The sequence below is a fragment of the Eubacterium sp. AB3007 genome (assembly GCF_000688015.1).
GTDB lineage: Bacteria > Bacillota > Clostridia > Peptostreptococcales > Anaerovoracaceae > Aminicella.
Genome location: NZ_JIAD01000001.1, coordinates 1,220,748 through 1,240,381 on the forward strand (window position 1 = coordinate 1,220,748; position 19,634 = coordinate 1,240,381).

Consider the following 19,634-nt stretch of genomic DNA (forward strand, 5'->3'; position numbering starts at 1 on the left):
CATCATAAGGATTACAATGAAAGGAAAAGAATCTATGAAAACACACTTGAAAAAGGTGATGGCGCTTCTGCTATCTGCAGCGGTGGCTTTGTCCATGATGAGCGTTCCTGCATTTGCGGACGAAAACCCCACGGGCACAGGCAGCGCGACTCTGGCAGACGGAACCTATACCATCGACGCGGATCATTATGCGTTCGATGGCGGCACCGGCAAGGCCAGGCTGACCTGCACCAGCGTCACCATCAAGGACGGGCAGGCTACAGGTGAGTTCACAGCCAGCAGCGCAAACATGTCACACGTTCATATCGGAACCGTTTCCGCAGAGAGCGAGGAGCTCTCCATATATGATCCGGATACGGACCAGATGGGCGCAGACACTTTTAAGATTGAGAACAAGAAGGTCACCCTGCCTGTAAAACTGAACGAGAAAACAGCGATCAGCGCCAGAACAACGGCGATGTCTCAACCGCACTGGATCAATTACACCTACATGATCACCATCGATCCTTCCCAGAAACCGGATGAACCTGGCCAGGGTGGTTCCGACCAGCCAGCAGACCCCACAGATCCCACCGGCCCCACAGATCCGACAAACCCCACGGATCCTTCCCAGCCAGAAGAGATCACTGACGGGACCTACACCGCAACCGGATTCAAGACAGATGTGACGACCGATGCCAGCGGCATGATCGTGGTATCGAAGGCTACTGTTGTCATCAAGGATGGAAAGGCCACCGCCATCGTCACCATGAAGGGAACCGGCGCCGATCGCTTCTATGTTTCCGACACCGCCACCAAGGACACCATCATCGCTGAGGCCGTGGAAGAAGAAAAGAAAGAAGTCGGCGGCAAGGAAAGCAATCTGTTGGGTGGGCTGATTCTGCCGGAGAGCAACGCTTACACCTTCTGGCCCGTGCCCATCACTCTGGGAGAGCCGAAGGTTTACGCTGCCCGTTCCGCCAGCCACTTTGCCAAGCAGGACAAGACCCCGGACAAGTATTACTACGTCCACGACTTCCAGATCGACAAGGAAAACCTGAAGCGCGTCAGCGACAGCACAGAGATCATGACACCGCAGCAGGATGCTCAGCGCTACATGGACCAGTACTTCTCTAACGGGACCATCAGCAGCGACCATGCGGATGCCATCAAGGGCAAGGGAACCAATGTCACAGTGCCTTACTATGATACTACCGGGACCGAGATAAAAAGTTTTATCTTCAAGCGTAGTAACAAGTTCCGGGCGGGCTGGTTCATCGACAGCAGCATCCTGAAGACGACTTATTTCTCCAGCACCAACCTGAAGAAGATCCGTTATCCGGAAGGCAAAAACGGCACGGTCACCTTCAGCCCGAAAGCAGCCTACAGAGATAGCGGCATGGACTTCACGGCCACGCTAAAACTCTACCCCGCCGACACTGGCTACGATCAGTACGATGGAAACGGTGTGTACTATGACAAGGAGCCTCTGGCGGAGCGCACCTTCCACATCACCGTCCAGGACAAGCCCGTCATCGACTTTGATGTGACGGTGGATGTAACCGACATGAAGACCAAAGAGGCGATCGATGGCGCCACCATCAAGGTGGTGGACGAGGCAGACAATACCGAGATCACCCCGAATGCCGATGGTACCTTCAAACTCAATTCCCTGAAGAAATATACTATCTCCGTCTCCAAGGAAGGCTTTGTGGCACAGGGAGGCGCCGCCGAGGCGACAAAGACCGGCTACTCACCGGCCAAAGAGGAGCACGTGGTGCTCTCTCTCCTCAAGGAAGCAGACAGCATGCACACTGTGAAGTTCCACGTGAAGGATCAGCTGGGCGAGGATGTACCCGAGCCTGTGATCACTGTCACCAGAAGCGGAGAGACCGTGGCACCAGAAGCAGACGGAAGCTACCGCCTGTACGATGGGATCCAGTACAACTGCGCCGTGTCCAAGGACGGTTACCAGGAGAGCCAATACAACTATCTCAAGCCCACCGAGGATGTTGTTCAGGAGATCACCATCAAGAAGTATCTGGATAGTCACACCATCACGCTCAAGGTATACGATGAGGACACCTCTGAGGAACTGAAAGATGTGGTCAGATCCATCACCGTAGAGGACAAGGAGATCCCGGCAAATGAAGACGGGTCCTTCACTGTCCCTGGCGGCAAACAGCTCCACTGCCTGCTGACGATGGAGGGATATCAGTCCAAAGAAGTCTATCTGACGCCCAACGATTTCGAGCCCACTGTGGACTATACCTTCTCTCTGAAGATCAACTTCCGCAACCAGTTGAAGAAGGAAATCGAGAAGGCGAAGGCCCAGCTGGCGGATATCACCGAGGGCGATGCGCCGCTGGAGTATCCCTCCGGCACAAAGTCTGCCTTCCAGGAGGCCATTGCCGCAGCAGAAACCGCACTGAACAAGGAAGAGGGTACCGAGGACTCTTTCCAGGAGGCGCTGTCTGTACTGAAGAAGGCAGAGACCAAAGCTGCAAACGCCCAGCTGCCGGACGAAGCTGACGTACTCGTGCAGGTGAATCAGACTGCCGGTGAGCCGGGACAGCTCATGGAACTTCATGTCAAGGGCGACACTGCCAAGTCTCACAAGTATGCCAAACCAAGTTCTCACAAGAAGATGGTCACCATCCTGGATGTATTGGTGGCCGTCCACGAAGAGATGTATGGAGAAAACTTTGACAAGAAGCCGCTGGATTACCTGGAGCAGTATGACTTTGGCATGTACGTGGTCACCAGGATCTTCGGCAAAGACACCAACCAGACCTCCTACCGACTGAACAACAGTTACGTTGACCACATGGGCTACCAGAAGACGGACGTCCACAGCGGTGACCTGGTCACTATCAAGATCGACAAGAGCTACAGCGATCAATATCTGTATTTCGATAAAATCAGGGAGGAAGCACCTGCCGAAAGCCACGATGTCGTACTTCACACCGGCGATCCCAAACAGCCGGCACAGGCCACCGGATTCCAGGTAACACTGGCAAACGAGAATGGCCATGAGGTCAGCGCTGTCTCCGATGAGAATGGCGTACTGCACTTCACTTTCCCGGAAGACGGCACCTATACGGTCAAGTCTGTCAGCAAGGAAGACCTGAAGGATCCGATCACCGTACCTTTCCTACAGGTGAAGGCTATCTTCCAGCAGCTGGCCGCTGCCAAAGAAAAGGCGCAGCAGGAGGCCGCGGATCTGGTCGATCTTTCGGACTACCGACAGGCTCAGCAGCAGAGGATCTGCGACCTGCAGAAGCAGGCCCGGGAGGCCATCCAGAATGCCACCAGCCTGGAAGCCATCGACAAGGCCATGGACGAACTGCACACAAGCGTAGCCGAGCAGAAGACGGATCGTCAGCTTCTGACTGAGGAACTAGCTGCCGCTGAGAAGGCCCTGCAGGAAGCACTGAACAAGAACAAGGACGCCGCTTCTCAGTTGGCCGACAGGGAAGCTGCACTGAATTCGCTGCGCAGCGATCTGAAATACGCAGCCCTCTCCAAACTGAAAGCCAAGGCGTTCAACGGAAAGACACAGGTGCAGAAGCTTGTCATCACCATGAACGGCAAGAGACTCACGGCCGGAAAGGACTATGCGATCGCCTATGCATCCAACAAGAACATCGGCACCGCAACCGTGATCATCACCGGCAAGGGTAGCTACCGAGGCACACTGCGCGCCAACTTTGCCATCAATCCTGCAGCCTGCAAGATCACCAAGGCAAAGGCACGCAAAAAGACCATCAAACTCAAGTGGAAGAAGCCAAAATCAAAGTTGACCGGCTACCAGATCATGTACACCAAGAGCGGCAACTTCAAGGATGCGAAGACACTGACAGTGAAATCTGCCAAAAAGAAGTCCGCCAAACTCAAGAAGCTGACTCGCAAGAAAACATATCGAATCAAGATGAGAGCTTACACGGTCGTCAACGGGAAGACTTACTACTCCAAGTGGTCGAAGAAAACCGTGAAAACCAAATAAACCGATGCTAAGGCAGGAAAACCACCCTTCTCTCGGGTGGTTTTCCTGTCGTTTGATGTAGTTCCATCTTTGAGGGATTTCGGAACTCGATCCCCCTATGCCAGTCCCAAGGCCCCCGCACAGAACGCAGCGATGATAAGCACATAGTCTGTGTAACTGATCTGCTGTGGTTCGGCGGGCGAGAGCACGGCCTTGAAGACGCCGTTGATACCGAAGCGCTGGTCCCGCACCATGTGGAACAAAGCCTTCTGCGCGGCGTCATCCAACGGCTCGCCGGCAGCCGCGCAGGCTTCCTGCACGGCTTTCTCTGCGTCCAGATAGGCTCCTGTCTGGTTGCGGGTGGTGTAGATGCTGAAGAAGGAATGGGAGCTGACTTTGGTGCCGTCCTCCAGCTGAAACTGGTAATTGTGATAGTAGCGTGAGTTGTTGAAGCGGTGTGTGCGGGCGTACTCCTGGCCCATCTCCCACGCCTTTCTGGCAAACTGTTCACTCTCCCCTTCTGCTGCGAACACGCCCTTTACCTGCCTTGTGATCTCACTGATGTCCATCCTTCTCCTCCTCGATTGCCTTTTCCAGCAGCACCAGGTCTACACCCGGAATGCCGTTAAATGTGGTGGATACGATACCGGCCTCCCAGTACCCATACTTCCGGTAGATCGCCCGCGCGGTCTCGTTGCGGGCATTGGTGTCGATGCGCAGGCAGCGGCAGCCATGGACTCTGGCATAGTCTTCGTAATACTCCAGAAACGCACGTCCCAATCCCCGATGCTGGACCGCCGGATCGATGACCAGCGTATGCATGACCATGACCTCATCGTCCCTTGCCGGATAGCGCCAGTTGGCCTGATCGTACACATCCACCTGCAGCTGGTTGATGAAGGCCGCACCAACGATCCGGGAGCAGATCTCCCCTGTGGAACCCGTCTCGTCGATTTCCATGACAAACAAGTCTCCACGCGCCAGCGCCTCTTCTGCAGTTGCCCGGACAGGGTATATTCCCCGGATCCAACCAATGGTCTGTCCACCAGCCTCTTCCAGATCGTGGATGTGGTCATACAATTCTTCTATTCCATCCAGATCTTGTGCTCTCGCAGGTCTGATCATTTCCCCGCTCCTCTCATCAGACGTAACGCACCTGACTGCATTGCGCCCGGTCTACTACATCAGCGGCGCAACGAATTTCATCAGCTTTCCCATGACTTTGTAGTACAACCTCTCCTCGTGTAAGGTCTCTGGCGTGACCTGACGGCATCTGGACATAGTATCCTGAAAATCCGCCTCGATCTCAGTGATGCAGTCCGTCTTATACAGGTAGGTCGCACACTCAAAGTGGTGGTACAGACTCCGGTAGTCGAAGTTGATGGTGCCCACCACAGCCTTCTCGTCATCGCATACGCATACCTTGGCATGGACAAAGCCCGGTGTATACTCGTAGATCTTTACGCCGGAGCGAAGCAGCGATTTGTAATGACTCTTGGCCAGAGCATATGCCATCTTCTTGTCCGGGATGCCGGGCAAGATCAGGCTCACATCGATTCCTCTCTCCGCCGCAAACTTCAGTGCAGTCTCCAGTTCTCCATCCAGGATCAGGTATGGCGTCATGATGTGGACGTAGGTGCCGGCCCTGTTCAGTATATCCATGTAGACGGCCTCGCCTACCTTGTCATCGTCCAGCGGGCAGTCGCAATAGGGAATCACGTAGCCGCCGGGGCGCGATGCTCCGGCAGGCAGGGCTTTGTGCGAGAGCCAGGGTTCGTATTCAGAAGTCTTCTCGGTGACGTTCCACATCTGCAGGAACATCAGGGTGAAACTCTGGACCGCCGGCCCCTTCAGCATCACCGCCGTGTCCTTCCAGTGCCCAAAGCGTTCGATATGGTTGATATATTCATCCGCCAGATTGACCCCGCCGGTAAAGCCTACCTTGCCGTCGATGACCAGGATCTTTCGGTGGTCACGGTAGTTGTAGTGAGAAGAGATGATCGGCCGGATGGGCGAAAAGCTCTTGGCCTTGATGCCCTTGGACGCCAGCAGTTTCGGATAATTATGGGGCAGTGTGGACATCTCACACATGCCGTCATACATCACCCGGACCTCTACGCCGGCCGCTGCCTTCTCCACCAGGATCTTCAGGATCTCGCCCCACATATAGCCTTCTTCGATGATAAAATATTCCAGAAATATGTATTCCTCCGCCTTGGCCAGTTCCTCCAGCATGGCCTGAAACTTCGCCTCCCCAGAGGGAAAGAAACGGGCATCGGTGCCGTCAAAGGCGGGGAAACAACCACTTCGGTTCAGGTAACTGACCAGATCGTCCACGTCACCGCCATCCGCAAGCAAAGCCTTCCTGACCGCCGGATCCTGTGGGAGCGCGTGGCGGGTCTCTTCGATAGTATGTTCGACCCTTCGCTTGATCGCTCTCTGTCCCGTGTTTGCCTGGGTGAAAAGCAGAAACGCAGATCCCGCCACCGGAACCAGCACCATGATGAACATCCAGGTGGTTTTCGCCGAGTAGTCCATGGAATTGCTGAAGAGGTAGATCATCATGGTGATGGCAAACAACCTCTCAAACAGGATGAAATGGGGCAGATAGTTGTACAACCAGACAAAGAACACGCCAAACACCGCAAGCTGTAACACAAGCAATGCGGCGATCAGCAGGAACCGGCTGAAGATCAACGCCAGTATGCCCTTTCTCTTTGGTTTGGCAAGTCTGAAAATATCCTGAATACTCTTCTCTGACATAATCCTCCTCTTTATCTTTGAAGCGTTTACTTCCGTCTCTCGTTATCGTCTAATGTTACCAGGAGCCTCCTCCACCTCCGCCGGCACCACCGCCGCCGCTGAAACCGCCCCCGCCTCCATCGCTGCCGGGGGAGCTGGTCATGCTGTTGCTGAAACCGTGCATGGCGCCGCTGAGGTCGTCCGTCATTCGCACGGGATCAAAACCGGACATCGCCCCGTAGTAATAAGGCGTGCTGTACCATTCGGGCGGCTGCTTGGCCAGGGACGCGAACCGTTTGGCGTATACTGCCGTTACCCCCAAGGCAAAGGCAAAGGCCAGGGTCTTGTAGTAATACCCCGGATCCTGCTCTGCCAGCATGTCGATCCTATCCTTCTCTGCCACCTGCAGGAACCGCTTGAATCCTCGGATCTTGCCCAGCATGGCGGCATAGTAGTCGGTCTTCCGTTCACAAAGCCCTCCTACCACGAACAGCAGGAGACAAAGGCCCATGCCCGCCAGAAACAGTGGAATCTGTTTCCCCATCACCGAATTGAACAGCAGGGTTCCACCATAGCCTATCAGGATCAGGATGACCCATCCCAGATACCCGAAGGGGTTTTTCCTCCCTCGCATGATCCGCTTGCCGATCCCCCAGAATCCGAATATGGGCAACAGGACCTGCAGCGCATCCAAGGCCAGGTAAACGGCGAACTCGTCATCCGTGACAAAGGGGCTGCCGTTGCTGATCTTTGCAACGAACCACAACACTGCATACAAGACCACTCCGATGAGTCCCAGAAGGAAGGCATAATTCCCTGCCTTCTCATCATACAGTCTGTCTTTGAATGCATCGTTTATCTGGGATTTTATTTCCTCTACCGTCGTATAGAAGCTGTCATCCAGATCTTTCTTTTTTACATAGACGGTTCCATCTTCTCCGGTTTTGGCATTTTCAAACAGTCCCTCCATGAACGTGTGCTCCAGCGCGTTGTCACCGTCGTAGAGTTTTACCCGTTCGATGCGGTATTGAGTCTTGCGCTTTTTCTTTGTGGATGATTCCTCCACGATACGCACAAACCCCTTGTCTGCTAATGTCAGGAGCATGGAGGTAATCTGTTCTCCACTGACATCCTCGTTTTCCAGGTATGCGATCTCCGGCGCGCTGAGGCCATCCGGTGGGTAGAACTCCTCCGTCTCGACCACGTCTGGGTCCAGACCGTGGCGCCGCCACATCAGAATCCCCCACAAAGCGCCCAGAATCATCAGCCCCAGCACGATGTAGAACGGGATGTTGTTTGCTGTGGCCTGTCTGGAGAAATAGCCCTCTGGCAGCACTGCCCGGATGGTCAGACCATTCAAGACAAATGCGTCGGTGGTACCCTTTACCACCCTATCGCCTTCCGTCTGAAACTCCAGTCGCGTCTGATCCCCTGTCTTGATTCCCACCTTGCTCATGTCGATGGTCTGGGGGAATGTAATCCGGTAACTGACCCTGTCGATAGACTGGGCCTCCCATCTGGTGCCGATGATATTATAATACACTTCATCAGCGCCGTCCAGATGATCCCCCCGCATGTCAAAGGTATACCGCAACTTGTACCGGGTATCCGTGGCTGCGTACTTGTCTGGATCACCGATCTTGAACATGTACGCCTCGTCTCCCTTGATCTTCTTGACGGGCTGACCGGACAGCATCCGAAAATCCCTTACCTTGGCGAAAAAACGGCTCTTCTGCCCGTCTCGGTCAAGGGTTACCAGATAGGGAATCGTCTTGTAGATTCCATGGCTGTCTGCCGTGAAATGCACATCCAGTGTCTCGATGACATCGTAGGTGTCGTCCTCGTTCACGGTCATCTCAACATCGTACTGCTTGATGACGAAGTTGCCCGCCGCACTCACCGGTCTTGCTCCCACCATGCACAAAGCCAGCAACAAAGCTACCAGCACAGTCACCTGACTACAGCGCCTCACTATACTCCTCATGGCAGTCTCCTCTCTCGTGTTAGAATGTGTCAAAAAGAACCGTCCCTTTTGACACACCTTTTGACACAATTATAGCGCAGTATAGCCGATAGAGACAACAGGAATCCTGTTTATATTTACAAAGTGACTGTTTTTCATTCGTGCTCCTTGCATTCTTACGTCAGTCTGCTACAATAATATAAGAACACAAGAACGGAGGATTATCCAATGATAGAATGGAAAAATTTAGATACACTGCATAGTTTTCAGAAGCTGCAGGCCCTGCCCGAGCGGGTCTCCCTGAAGGAGGTACTGGCGGGTGAGGCAGGCGGCCGGCGGGTGAAGGAGTACTGTGTCCCTATGGCCGGCGGCCTGCAGTTCAGTTATGCGGCACGGCCTGTGAACAGGCCGATACTGAAGGCTTTATCCGCCCTGGCAGAGGAAGCTCAGCTGGCGGAGAAGTTCCGTGAGCTTTATAACGGTGCCATGATCAACACAGGCGAGAAGCGCCTGGTGCTTCACCACCTGACCCGAGGCCAGCTCGGCGATCCGGTGATGGCAGATGGCGTAGACAAGCGAGAGTTCTATACCGGGCAGCAGGCGAGGATCGATGCTTTTGCGGAGAAGGTCCATAACGGGAAGATCACCAATGCCGCCGGCGAACCCTTTACCACAGTCTGCCAGATCGGCATCGGCGGCAGCGACCTGGGCCCCCGGGCTGTATACATTGCCCTGGAGAACTGGGCCCGGGCAAACGATACACTGAAGATGGAGGCGAAATTCATCAGCAATGTGGACCCGGATGACGCAGCTGGCGTGCTGGCTGCAACCGATGTAGCGCACACCCTCTTCATCCTGGTCTCCAAGTCAGGCACCACCCTGGAGACATTGACCAACGAGGCTTTTGTGAAAGAGGCTTTGTGCAGAGAGGGATTGGATCCATCGAACCACATGATCGCAGTGACCAGTGAGACCTCACCGCTGGCCGGCAACGAAGGGTACCTGGACGCTTTCTTTATGGATGACTATATCGGCGGGCGCTACTCTTCCACCTCGGCGGTAGGAGGCGCGGTGCTGTCTCTGGCGTTTGGACCGGAGGTGTTCCACCAGTTCCTGGAGGGGGCTGCAGCGGGCGACCGTCTGGCAGCAAAGGCCGACATGATGAAAAATCCGGCCATGCTGGATGCTTTGATCGGCGTCTACGAGCGAAACATTCTGGGTTACCAGGCCACCGCAGTCCTGCCCTACTCGCAGGCGCTTTCCCGGTTCCCGGCCCATCTGCAGCAGGCAGACATGGAATCCAACGGAAAGTCCGTGAACCGGTTTGGCGAACCAGTGAACTACCCGACGGGACCGGTACTTTTCGGTGAGCCGGGTACCAACGGGCAGCACTCTTTCTACCAGCTGCTTCACCAGGGGAAAAACATCGTTCCCCTTCAGTTCGTAGGATTCCGTCAGAATCAGGCAGGAGTAGATGTGGACATCCAGGGAAGCACCAGTCAGCAGAAACTGAACGCCAACGTTGCGGCTCAGATCGTGGCCTTTGCCTGCGGCAAAGAAGACCAGGATCTTAACAAACAGTTTGACGGTGAACGCCCCTCCAGCATCATCATCGGGGAGCAGCTCGATCCAACGGCGCTGGGCGCTCTGCTTTCTCACTTTGAGAACAAGATCATGTTCCAGGGCTTCTGTTGGAACCTGAACAGTTTCGACCAGGAAGGTGTCCAGCTGGGCAAAGTACTGGCCAAGCGCGTCCTGGCCCACGACACGGAGGGCGCCCTGGCCGCCTACAGCCAGCTGCTCTCGATCTAAATGTGTCAAAGGGGACGGTTCTTTTTGACACACTTTCTGGTGCTACTTCGACACCTCGCAAGAAGAGAGGGAGGATTAGATGAGAAAAACTATCGCGATCGTTATCCTGACAGGGCTGCTGACGTTACTCGTCGGCTGCCCTGTTCTTGCTGTTTACGGATGGACGGATCCTTCATATGGAGAGACGGACACCTCAGCGGAAGACCTGGCTGAGGGGGAGGTTCGTGCTGCCTGGACACCGGCCAACATCACCAAAGGGAGGGATTTCGAAGGGAAGCCCTTCAGCGAGACGATTTTCCTCCGCCCGCCTGCGGAGGCTACATCTTTCACCCTCACCATCAACTACGATGATGACGAAGCGTACAGCGAGTCCTTCTATGAATTGTCTGACCGCTGCAGCATTACTTTCAATTCCGAGGATGCGGACGGTCTCACCGCCCCCTTGCACAAAGCAACCGCTGAGGTGGAGTACTTCGACCAGGATGGAGACCCTCTGGACATTGCTCCATCGCCCTGCCAGTGTTGGTGGAGCGAAGAGGATGACCTGACATTTGATGTCGAAATCGATGGCCTCAGCATCGCTCCTGAGGACGAGGACGAAGATATCGACGAAGACTGGGACGAGGACTGGGATGACTCAGATGATGAGAGCTGGCTTTTCACGCTTATCCCTGCCGGACTCGTATTGTTCGGTTTGATCAGCAGAATCAAAGGGAAGGATAAGGCCAATGACGATGAGGATGAGGGAAATCCGGAGGACGACGAATGGACACCGGATCTTTCGGAGGACGACCTGAAGGCGGAGGCTGTCGTACAGGCCGTCAGGGATAAGGTGAACGAAGCCAAAGAAAAACTGACCGGAGCGCGGACCGAAACCAAGCCGGAAACCAGGCCGGCAGATAAACCAAAAACAAAACCGGCTGCCCGGATGCCAGCCAACCCGGAAACCCGACCGGCAGACAAACCAAGTTCCGCTCCCACACTGATGGACCTTCCACCGAATTACACCGAAAATCCATTCGAGTCGGGACTTAGCCGGAAACGGCACAAAGACAACCCGTTTGAAAAGTAAGGTCCAAAGGACTCCACCACCAAAACAGGGCGCCCTCCGGCGCCCCTTTTCTTCCAGAAAACCCGAATCTCCTCCTACAGCTGGAATGCCTCGGCCAGAACCACCACGGCTTCGGCTTTGTGCGACGCATCGACAGTGGCAGTGATGGAAATCTCGGAGGTTGTGATGTTATAGTGCGGGATTCCCGCCTCCGCCAGAGTAGCGAAAACCTTACCGGCCACGCCCACATGCGTCGCCATGCCCACGCCCACCAGAGAGATCATACAGATGTTGTCCTGCTTGACTGTCTCCAGATCCTTGAACCGGCCGTTCACCGCCAGAGCTTCGTCGATACGCTGGATATCTGGTTTCTCGCAACTGAAGGAGACCACGCAGGAATCCTCCTGATAGGGTTGCTGTGAGATCACGTTCAGGTTCACCTTCAGGTCGCCCAGAAGTTCGAACAGCTCTGCGATTTCTTCTCCTTGGTTGGAGAGGCCTTTGATGGTGTAGACCACCACATCATCATATGTACTGATGCCGCTGACAGCAGCTTCCTCGACAATCATCTTCTTGTTCACGATATAGGTACCTCCTGTTTTTTCTTCCTGGAACGCCGGTCCTACGTAGATCGGCACATCTAGCATCTTGCCAAGCTCGATAGCTTCCGCCTCCAGATCGCTTTCGCTGTGCGTCACCAGTTCCATAGCTTCCTCATAGCTGATCTTTTCAAATATCTTGGGTTCATCCGTAAATTCTGGTTCAACCACGTAGACGGATTTTGTGTCGCCATATAGTTCGCACTCGCACTCCAGCGCGCCGGCCAGCGCCACTGCCGTTGCCGCCGCTCCGTAACGCCCTTTCCGGTCGCTCATCTCGAATTCGCCGATGCCCTGAAACCCCGCGATCACTGGCAGGGTTCCTCTGTCCAGCGTCTCCTGCAGATACTTTAGTTTCAGCTCGTGCTTACCGTTCTCCACGTCCACATCGTCCAAAGAATGTCCACGGATGTCGCTGATCACCCGCGCAGAGATACCTCTCTGTTCCAACGCCGCCGACATGAGCGCCGCCGTCTGATATTCGCTTGCGGAGAACAAAGCATCCAACTCCGGTTTCTTCACGCCGGCCCCGAACTGCTCTGCCCGCTCCATCATCTCTGTGGAGATCTCGTGCATGGCCGCAGTCACCAGTACCAACTGCCCAAGCTGATCACGGTGTGCTGCAACGTAATCAGCGATCCTTTTCAGATCCTCTATGTTCCTCAGGTACTCACCACCATATTTCTGAACAAGATACATGTTTTCCTCCTACTTCTGTGTCAAAAAGAACCGTCCCTTTTGACACACTTTGATACACTCAGCGCAGATCGGCCAGGATCGCTTCGTCGTACAGCGCCATGATCCTGCGCAGAAGTGGATCGTTGACATCCAATTCCTGATCGCCGATCCAATGGATCGGCAACACCTTAGGAGAGGTCCCGCTGATGAAGGCAGCCTGAAAATCTGGCAGATCCGACACGCTGATGGTCTCCTCACGGATGGTCAGACCTGCCTCCCTGCAAATAGCCAGGATATGCTGACGGGTCACGCCCAGCAGGACGCCATCCGCAGGGCTGGTCCAGACTTCGCCTCCTGTGGAGTTACTTTTCAGGAAGAAGATGTTGGACTTGCTTCCCTCAGTGATCTGGTCTTCTTCGTTCACCAGGATCGCCTCGAACAGATCCTTCTCCTCCATCAGTGTATCTGCCGCCTCCCGGAGGGTCTGGTTGATGATCTTGGCGTGGGGATTCTTCCGCTCCATCCGAAGCAGATTTGTGCGGACTCCCTCCCGGTACATCTCCTCTGTGGGATACGCCGTATGGGTGAAGAACAGGTACACCGTGCCGCCGTGTTCAAAATCGTTGTAGATCAGCTTGACGTTGTAATTCTGTACATCGTTCAGTGCAGCCAGGCGAGAGATGTCGGCCGCCAGTTCCTGCTTACTGCAGGGAACCTGCTGGCCAATGCTCTCCACCGTTCCAACGAACCGCCGATAGTGGGCGTCAAGGAACAGCGGCTTGCCGTCGATCACCCGGATAACCTCGTAGCAGGAGGGCTGCAACGCCTGGTATTCCGCTTGGAAATCCGTCACACTTACTTCCTGTCCATTCTTCAAAAAATATTTCTTCATCGCATGTTCTGCCATATCTATCCTCTCCAATGATTATTTCTTCAGCATCTCGTTCTCCGCAGCGACCAGGTAAGAAGCACCGTACATCTCACGCAGTTTCGGCTTCTCGATCTTGCCGGTAGCGTTGCGCGGCACGTCTGCAAAGATGATGGTAACCGGACGCTTGTAGCGCGGCAGTTTCTTGCAGAAGGCTCTTACCTCCTCTTCGGAAGTGGTCATGCCTTCCTTTACTTCTATGATGGCGGCGGAAATCTCTCCCAGACGTTTGTCAGGCAGGCCGATGACAGCCACGTCCTTCACAGGCTCGAACCCGTGGAGGAAGTCCTCGATCTGTACTGGGTAGATGTTCTCGCCGCCGGAGATGATCACGTCCTTCTTCCGGTCGACCAGATAATAGAAGCCGTCCTTGTCTTCCATAGCCATGTCGCCAGTGTACAGCCAGCCATCCTCGTCCAGCACCTCTGCAGTAGCCTGCGGGTCCTTGTAGTACTCGATCATGACCGAGGGCCCCTTGACTGCCAGTTCACCCACAGCCCCCTGCTTCTGCTCCTGCCGGTTCTGATCGACCACCTTGACCTCCCAGCCGTAGCCCGGAACACCGATGGCTCCCACCTTGTTGATGTTCTCGATCCCCAGATGGACACATCCAGGTCCCAAGGATTCGGACAGACCGTAGTTGGTGTCATAGTCGTGGTCAGGGAAGTATTTCTTCCAGCGGCGGATCATGGACGGCGGTACCGGCTGTGCACCGATGTGCATCAGTCTCCACTGGTCGAGTTTGAAATCGTTCAGGTCGAGATCGCCTCTGTCCAGGGCATCCAGGATATCCTGCGCCCAGGGCACCAGCAACCATACGATGGAGCACTGCTCCTCGGAGACGGCGTGGAGAATGTACTCCGGCTTGGTCCCCTTCAGCAGGATCGCCTTGCCGCCAGAGATCAGGCTGCCAAACCAGTGCATCTTGGCCCCGGTATGGTAGAGAGGCGGGATGCACAGGAACACATCGTCCCGGGTCTGCCCATGATGGGCACGCTCCACCTCACAGGAGTGCATGAGGGCCTTGTGCTTATGGAGGATCGCCTTGGGAAATCCCGTGGTCCCTGAGGAGAAGTAGATGGCGGCGATGTCGTCGTCGCTGACCACCACGTCCGGTTTTGTGCTCGGGTAGTTGGAGGACTGGAAGATCAGATTCTCCGCAAACACCGGACAGGACTGACCAAAGAACAGCAGCAGGCGCCCCGGCGCGATGGAGGGTACGATCTCCTCCACACGACCGATGAACTCCGGTCCGAACACCAGCACCTTCACATCCGCCAGTTCCACGCAATACTCGATCTCATCGGCGGAATAACGGAAGTTCAGGGGTACGGCGATGGCGCCTGCCTTCAGGATACCAAAATAGATGGGCAGCCAGGACAGGCAGTTCATCAGCAGGATCCCTACCTTCTCCCCGCGTTTGACACCGCGGGCGCGCAGGTAATTAGCCACCCGGTTGGCCTTCTCATCGAAGATCCTCCAGGTGATCTCTTCTCTATACTTGTCGGTTCTGGTGGGCTGGATCAGTTCATACTCTCTCCAGGTGGTGAGCTGGGGAAGGTCCAGCCCCGGGTTCAGTTCCACCAGGGCCACATCGTTCGGCCATTCGATGGCATTTCTCTCAAGATAATATGTAATTGGCATAAACATCCCTCCTGTTTGGACTTCTTATATACCCTACATATTAACATATTCTGGCGAGGAAATAAAGTATCAGAAAACTCATATTATTATAATAATTCACATTACTGATTCAACTGGCTGGCATAAGATTTCCTTATGTCTGCGATGAATAAATGTCGCTTTACAAAGCCTTCACAAAAGAGCATAATACGGTTGGAAAACAGATAGTTCCGAGTATTTTAACAGGAGGTAATACCAATGGCTTACGGTATCGTGGCTTCTATGGCAGGAATTGCGTTGCTGACCATAGGCATCTACAATCTGTCTGATACAGATCACTAGTCAACCATCCCCGCGTTCTGAGGAACGCGGGTTTTCTTTTTCTCCTGTCGCAGAGCCTTCACTTCCCGCCCCACAGTTCCTCGATCTGTGCTATACTACCCACAGAAGGAGGTTCTGTCATGTCTGACATCATGATCCCAAACACATCTGTTCCGGCGCCCGCCCGCCAGGAACTTACAATCACCCTCACTGATGCCGCCAAGGACGAGTTCCGCCGACTCGCCGCAAAGGGCCTGTACCCGAGGCTGGTCCTTTCCAAGGCTGGCTGCTGCGGCTACAGGTTTCTCCTCTACGCCGACAAACAAAAAAGCGCCGACACGCTGGAGCATGTCGACGGCTTTGCGATCATCATCGATTCGCAGATCAGGGAGTTCAGCGACCATTTGGTCATCGACTACGGCCGGAACGGCCTGTTTCGCGACTTCTCAGTGAAGGTGCGCTAGGAAGTGCTTCTCCTCGCCCTCTACATCCGCGCCTCCATCCAGTCCCGCAGGTCCTCGTAGATCTCCTGGCGATTAAGCTCGTTCAGAATCTCGTGGCGACAGCCTTCGTAGAGGCGACAGGTCAGATCCTGCCGATCCACCTTCCGTAGCATTCCTTCCACCCGTCTGACCCCCTTGCCGAAGGATCCCACCGGATCCCGGTCTCCGGACACCAGCAGCAGCGGCAGTGACCCGGGGATAGCATCGGCGTTCTTTTGGTGACTGTCGAACAGCACCGTCCGAAACAGAGCCAGGTATCCTCCCAACGTGAACAGATACCGACAGGCCGGGTCACTCAGGTTCTTCTTCACCATCTCCACATCCCGGGACAGCCAGCTGTTGGACGGATCCTCTCCGTTCATGTCGAAATCCCTGTACTCCTTGCCGAAGGTCATGCCCGTCACCAGACGACTCCTGTGATGCCAGCCTGTCCCTTTCGCCATGGCGTGACACAGCGCGATCCCGCTTCTGGCCGCCATCCCCGGCACAAAGCCGGTTCCCATGAGAATGGCCCCGGAGAGACCCTCCCCATAATCCGCCAGATACCTGCGGAGCACGTAGGAACCCATGCTATGCCCTAACATGAAAAAGGGCAGATCCGGATACTTCTCCTGCACCAGAAGTCGATGGCGATGCAGATCCTCCACCATGATCACATCCCCGTTCTTTGGCGGGAGAAACCCCCAGTCCGCGGCAGTCTCCACCGATCTCCCATGGCCGATGTGGTCGTGTCCTATCACCAGAAATCCCATCGTTGTCAGGTAGTTCGCAAACTCCCCGTACCTCTCAATATGCTCGATCATTCCGTGAGCGATCTGAAGGATCGCCCGGATGCTCCCATTCTCCGGCATCCATCTAACAGCGTGGATGACGGTGCTCCCGTCTGTGGATGGGAAGGTATATGCCTCTCTCATTACAAGCTCCTGTCTTCTGCATAGGTTACACCGGCCAGGTAATTGATGAACTGCTGTGCCGTACGGCCGGAGTAACCTCCGTGACGCAGCTCCCATGCCCGTGCCTGCTTGATCAATTCTTCCTCTGGCATCTGGATCTGAGGGTATCTGGCCGCCAGTTCCCGGACGATCGTATCATACTCCTGTGGTGTAGGGGAGAAAAACCCGATGGAAAGTCCAAACCGATTTGCCAGAGACAGCTTCTCCTGCACAGTATCGTTGCGATGAAGATCGTCATCCGACTCGTCACGCTTGTCACGGAAGGTCTCCCGGATCAGGTGACGACGATTGGAGGTAGCATAAATCAGCACATTCTCCGGGTAGGGCTCGATCCCACCCTCGATCACCGCCTTCAGATATTTGTATTCTATCTCGAACTCCTCAAAGGAAAGGTCGTCCATGTAGAGGATAAAACGGTAGTTTCGGTTCTTGATCTCGTTGATCACCGCGGACAGATCCCGGAACTGGTGCTTGTAGACCTCGATCATCCGCAGTCCGTCCTCGTAGTACTGGTTTAGGATCGCCTTGACACTGGTGGATTTCCCTGTGCCCGCATCCCCGTATAGGAGCACGTTGTTCGCCTTACGGCCTGCCAGAAACGCCTCCGTGTTCTCCACCAACCGTTGTTTCTGAATCTCGTATCCCACCAGATCCTCCAGGCGGACATCCGCTGTATTGGTGACCGGAACCAGCAGTTCCCCGTCCGTTGTTTCCGCGATGCGGAAGGCTTTGTTGAGGCCGAGCTTACCGACCCCGTAGCGCCGGTAGAAATCTGTCACCACATCGTAGAAGGTGACATCGTCTTCCGCAGCCAACAACTGCTCCGCCAGCTCCCTCACCTTGGCGCTGACCTCGCGGTTGAAGATTTGTTCGCTCTTCACTACGGCGTGGTAATCTCGGAGCACGGAAAAACAATCGATTCCCAGATCCTCCTCCATGGGGCCGAAATCATAATGCACAAGAGTGCGGAAGATGTGGAAGTCGTTCATGACGAATCGGTTCACCGATCCGTCGGGAGCACCGGTCTTCTCCGCTACCAGAGTAAAAGGCGTGATAGTGTTGGCCAGGAGATAGGCAATGTAGCACGCCCACATATCTCCATCAAACCCGTAGGTAGTGCCCACATCCAACAGACGGTTCACCTGGTCGTATATCCGGGAGTTCAAAGCCCCTGCATCCTCTATCCCGGCCTTCCAGTCCCTGCAGATCTCTCCCATCCGGTGTAGGATGCTGTCCTCTGCGATCTTTCGGTAAACGATGAGTTTGTCGACAAGTTGATTCATATGTTTCTCCTAAAACAGAAGCCCGCCGCAACAGCAGACGGGCCGATAGATTACATTTCCTTGAAAAGATCCGCCAGTACCTGGTCAGCACTCATATTCCTGTACCCTTCCGGGTCAGATAACACGGTACTGTACCACCGGAACCGGTTGTAGTCCTGATTGTAAGATTTGGCGAATACCAGTGTTGTACTGGGATAGCGGCTGTACCAGGAGGGGTAGTATTTCTTCATGTACTTCGCCGCCAGCCTGGCTGCCTGACTGTTTCGTGCTCCCGTCCGGGAAGCGGTGCCGCTGAGTTTGACCCCCGGCGGCGAGGCGTGGAGCACCACCGTACTCCCGTCCTTACACTGCCCCAGGGAGATCCAGATATGGTCATCTCCCTCCATGATGTCACCTGGGATATGGTCTTTCACCCGGGTGCGCCTGGTCCAGGCCCCCAGTCCCATTCTGGCATAGCGCTGCCCTTCCACATCTGCCAGGTAAACATATCCTGGTCTGTTATTCCGTGTCTGCATTACATTGTAGACCGTCCATCCCACAAACCCGGAACAGTCCAGACCCTTGTTGATCTTATAGCGGTGCAGCATGTAGTTGTACCATCTGGATTGTTTTTTCGCATAGGCCCGCCAGGTCTTGTAAAGGCCCGTTCTGCGGGTGGTCTTGCCGCTGCCGGTATCTGCTTTGTTCCAGCCGCCGCCCCAGATGTACATGGTGTGTCCGAGAGGCATGATGGCCCCTCTCAGGTAGTTCTTCAGCGTAGACTTCCCTGCCGCAGGCGTCGTGGTATAGGCGGTACGGCTCAACTTGCTCAGCGCGGTTTTCTTCACCATGGTCACTTGCTTCTTGCCGTTCACCACCCTGGTCTGTTTGACGGACTTGATCTTGTAGCCCCGTACCACATAGCGACAGGTGACACCCTTGGTCTTCACTGGCCGCACTACCTTCAGGCTCTTGGTGGTGGCGACTCTGGCATACTTGCTGCCGCTGATCGACTCGTACACATAGTACCCCTGCGCGCCCTTCAGTTTCTCCCAGCTCACTGCGATCTCGCTTCCCACCGCTGTCGCCATAGCCCCGCATGGTTTGGTCTTCTCAAACGGCTTGGATGCGGCCAGACTGCTCTCCGGCAGAAAGACGGCGACCATAGCGGCGGTCAGGAGAAGGCACAAAGCCTTCCTCGCTGCGTATCTCATCCCTGTTCCCCTTTCTGTATT

At 55.0% G+C, this 19,634-nt stretch carries 14 protein-coding genes; 4 read left to right on the forward strand and 10 right to left on the reverse strand.

What is annotated here, in order from left to right:
• Positions 1 to 34 precede the first annotated feature (34 nt).
• Positions 35 to 3,985 carry a carboxypeptidase-like regulatory domain-containing protein gene (locus P156_RS0105985; RefSeq protein ID WP_027869347.1) on the forward strand — a complete coding sequence of 1,317 codons (3,951 nt, stop codon included), beginning with the start codon at positions 35 to 37 and terminating at the stop codon, positions 3,983 to 3,985.
• A gap of 95 nt (positions 3,986 to 4,080) precedes the next feature.
• On the opposite strand, the gene P156_RS0105990 is transcribed toward P156_RS0105985, so the two are convergent.
• From P156_RS0105990 to P156_RS0106005, 4 genes are read right to left on the reverse strand one after another with little or no spacing between them, the layout of a single operon-like run.
• Positions 4,081 to 4,533 (reverse strand): hypothetical protein, encoded by a 453-nt coding sequence (locus P156_RS0105990; protein WP_027869348.1) that lies wholly within the window; start codon positions 4,531 to 4,533, stop codon positions 4,081 to 4,083.
• Complete coding sequence (locus tag P156_RS0105995; protein WP_027869349.1) at positions 4,520 to 5,089, reverse strand: GNAT family N-acetyltransferase; 570 nt, start codon at positions 5,087 to 5,089, stop codon at positions 4,520 to 4,522. Before P156_RS0105995 ends, P156_RS0105990 begins: the two co-directional genes overlap by 14 nt.
• Before the next feature lie 54 nt (positions 5,090 to 5,143).
• On the reverse strand, positions 5,144 to 6,727 hold the full coding sequence (gene cls / locus P156_RS0106000; RefSeq protein ID WP_051600719.1) for a cardiolipin synthase: 1,584 nt from the start codon (positions 6,725 to 6,727) through the stop codon (positions 5,144 to 5,146).
• Between the two features lie 55 nt (positions 6,728 to 6,782).
• Entirely contained in the window at positions 6,783 to 8,690 is a 1,908-nt protein-coding gene (locus P156_RS0106005; RefSeq protein WP_027869351.1) for a DUF2207 domain-containing protein, read from the reverse strand.
• Positions 8,691 to 8,897: 207 nt separating this feature from the next.
• Here P156_RS0106005 and P156_RS0106010 point away from each other — a divergent pair, with 207 nt between their 5' ends.
• Positions 8,898 to 10,481, forward strand: a complete 1,584-nt coding sequence (locus tag P156_RS0106010; RefSeq protein ID WP_027869352.1) for a glucose-6-phosphate isomerase — start codon at positions 8,898 to 8,900, stop codon at positions 10,479 to 10,481.
• Positions 10,482 to 10,560: 79 nt separating this feature from the next.
• Positions 10,561 to 11,553 (forward strand): hypothetical protein, encoded by a 993-nt coding sequence (locus P156_RS0106015; RefSeq protein ID WP_027869353.1) that lies wholly within the window; start codon positions 10,561 to 10,563, stop codon positions 11,551 to 11,553.
• A gap of 74 nt (positions 11,554 to 11,627) precedes the next feature.
• Here the strand turns inward: P156_RS0106015 and P156_RS0106020 are convergent, their stop codons facing one another.
• From P156_RS0106020 to P156_RS0106030, 3 genes are read right to left on the reverse strand one after another with little or no spacing between them, the layout of a single operon-like run.
• Positions 11,628 to 12,830, reverse strand: a complete 1,203-nt coding sequence (locus tag P156_RS0106020) for an ACT domain-containing protein (RefSeq protein ID WP_027869354.1) — start codon at positions 12,828 to 12,830, stop codon at positions 11,628 to 11,630.
• A gap of 58 nt (positions 12,831 to 12,888) precedes the next feature.
• Entirely contained in the window at positions 12,889 to 13,716 is an 828-nt protein-coding gene (locus P156_RS11795; protein WP_051600721.1) for an aminotransferase class IV, read from the reverse strand.
• Between the two features lie 18 nt (positions 13,717 to 13,734).
• The gene (locus P156_RS0106030; RefSeq protein ID WP_027869355.1) at positions 13,735 to 15,381 is read right to left on the reverse strand and encodes a class I adenylate-forming enzyme family protein; all 1,647 of its coding nucleotides are present in this window, start codon (positions 15,379 to 15,381) and stop codon (positions 13,735 to 13,737) included.
• A 440-nt stretch (positions 15,382 to 15,821) separates the two neighbouring features.
• On the opposite strand from P156_RS0106030, the gene P156_RS0106040 reads away from it, so the two are divergent.
• On the forward strand, positions 15,822 to 16,145 hold the full coding sequence (locus tag P156_RS0106040) for a hypothetical protein (RefSeq protein WP_027869356.1): 324 nt from the start codon (positions 15,822 to 15,824) through the stop codon (positions 16,143 to 16,145).
• 20 nt (positions 16,146 to 16,165) lie between these two features.
• On the opposite strand, the gene P156_RS0106045 is transcribed toward P156_RS0106040, so the two are convergent.
• From P156_RS0106045 to P156_RS12800, 3 genes are read right to left on the reverse strand one after another with little or no spacing between them, the layout of a single operon-like run.
• Positions 16,166 to 17,098 carry an alpha/beta fold hydrolase gene (locus tag P156_RS0106045; RefSeq protein ID WP_027869357.1) on the reverse strand — a complete coding sequence of 311 codons (933 nt, stop codon included), beginning with the start codon at positions 17,096 to 17,098 and terminating at the stop codon, positions 16,166 to 16,168.
• On the reverse strand, positions 17,098 to 18,420 hold the full coding sequence (locus P156_RS0106050; protein ID WP_027869358.1) for an ATP-binding protein: 1,323 nt from the start codon (positions 18,418 to 18,420) through the stop codon (positions 17,098 to 17,100). Before P156_RS0106050 ends, P156_RS0106045 begins: the two co-directional genes overlap by 1 nt.
• A 50-nt stretch (positions 18,421 to 18,470) precedes the next feature.
• Positions 18,471 to 19,613: a hypothetical protein gene (locus P156_RS12800; RefSeq protein WP_051600725.1), complete on the reverse strand. Its 1,143-nt coding sequence runs from the start codon at positions 19,611 to 19,613 to the stop codon at positions 18,471 to 18,473.
• Positions 19,614 to 19,634: the final 21 nt, after the last annotated feature.

Coding starts and splice junctions, on each gene's coding strand:
- cls (WP_051600719.1), bottom strand. CDS start 6,727: ATGTCAGAGAAGAGTATTCAGGATATTTTCAGACTTGCCAAACCAAAG.
- P156_RS0106030 (WP_027869355.1), bottom strand. CDS start 15,381: ATGCCAATTACATATTATCTTGAGAGAAATGCCATCGAATGGCCGAAC.
- P156_RS0106015 (WP_027869353.1), top strand. CDS start 10,561: ATGAGAAAAACTATCGCGATCGTTATCCTGACAGGGCTGCTGACGTTA.
- P156_RS12800 (WP_051600725.1), bottom strand. CDS start 19,613: ATGAGATACGCAGCGAGGAAGGCTTTGTGCCTTCTCCTGACCGCCGCT.
- P156_RS0105990 (WP_027869348.1), bottom strand. CDS start 4,533: ATGGACATCAGTGAGATCACAAGGCAGGTAAAGGGCGTGTTCGCAGCA.
- P156_RS0106040 (WP_027869356.1), top strand. CDS start 15,822: ATGTCTGACATCATGATCCCAAACACATCTGTTCCGGCGCCCGCCCGC.
- P156_RS0105985 (WP_027869347.1), top strand. CDS start 35: ATGAAAACACACTTGAAAAAGGTGATGGCGCTTCTGCTATCTGCAGCG.
- P156_RS0106050 (WP_027869358.1), bottom strand. CDS start 18,420: ATGAATCAACTTGTCGACAAACTCATCGTTTACCGAAAGATCGCAGAG.
- P156_RS0106010 (WP_027869352.1), top strand. CDS start 8,898: ATGATAGAATGGAAAAATTTAGATACACTGCATAGTTTTCAGAAGCTG.
- P156_RS0105995 (WP_027869349.1), bottom strand. CDS start 5,089: ATGATCAGACCTGCGAGAGCACAAGATCTGGATGGAATAGAAGAATTG.
- P156_RS0106020 (WP_027869354.1), bottom strand. CDS start 12,830: ATGTATCTTGTTCAGAAATATGGTGGTGAGTACCTGAGGAACATAGAG.
- P156_RS11795 (WP_051600721.1), bottom strand. CDS start 13,716: ATGGCAGAACATGCGATGAAGAAATATTTTTTGAAGAATGGACAGGAA.
- P156_RS0106005 (WP_027869351.1), bottom strand. CDS start 8,690: ATGAGGAGTATAGTGAGGCGCTGTAGTCAGGTGACTGTGCTGGTAGCT.
- P156_RS0106045 (WP_027869357.1), bottom strand. CDS start 17,098: ATGAGAGAGGCATATACCTTCCCATCCACAGACGGGAGCACCGTCATC.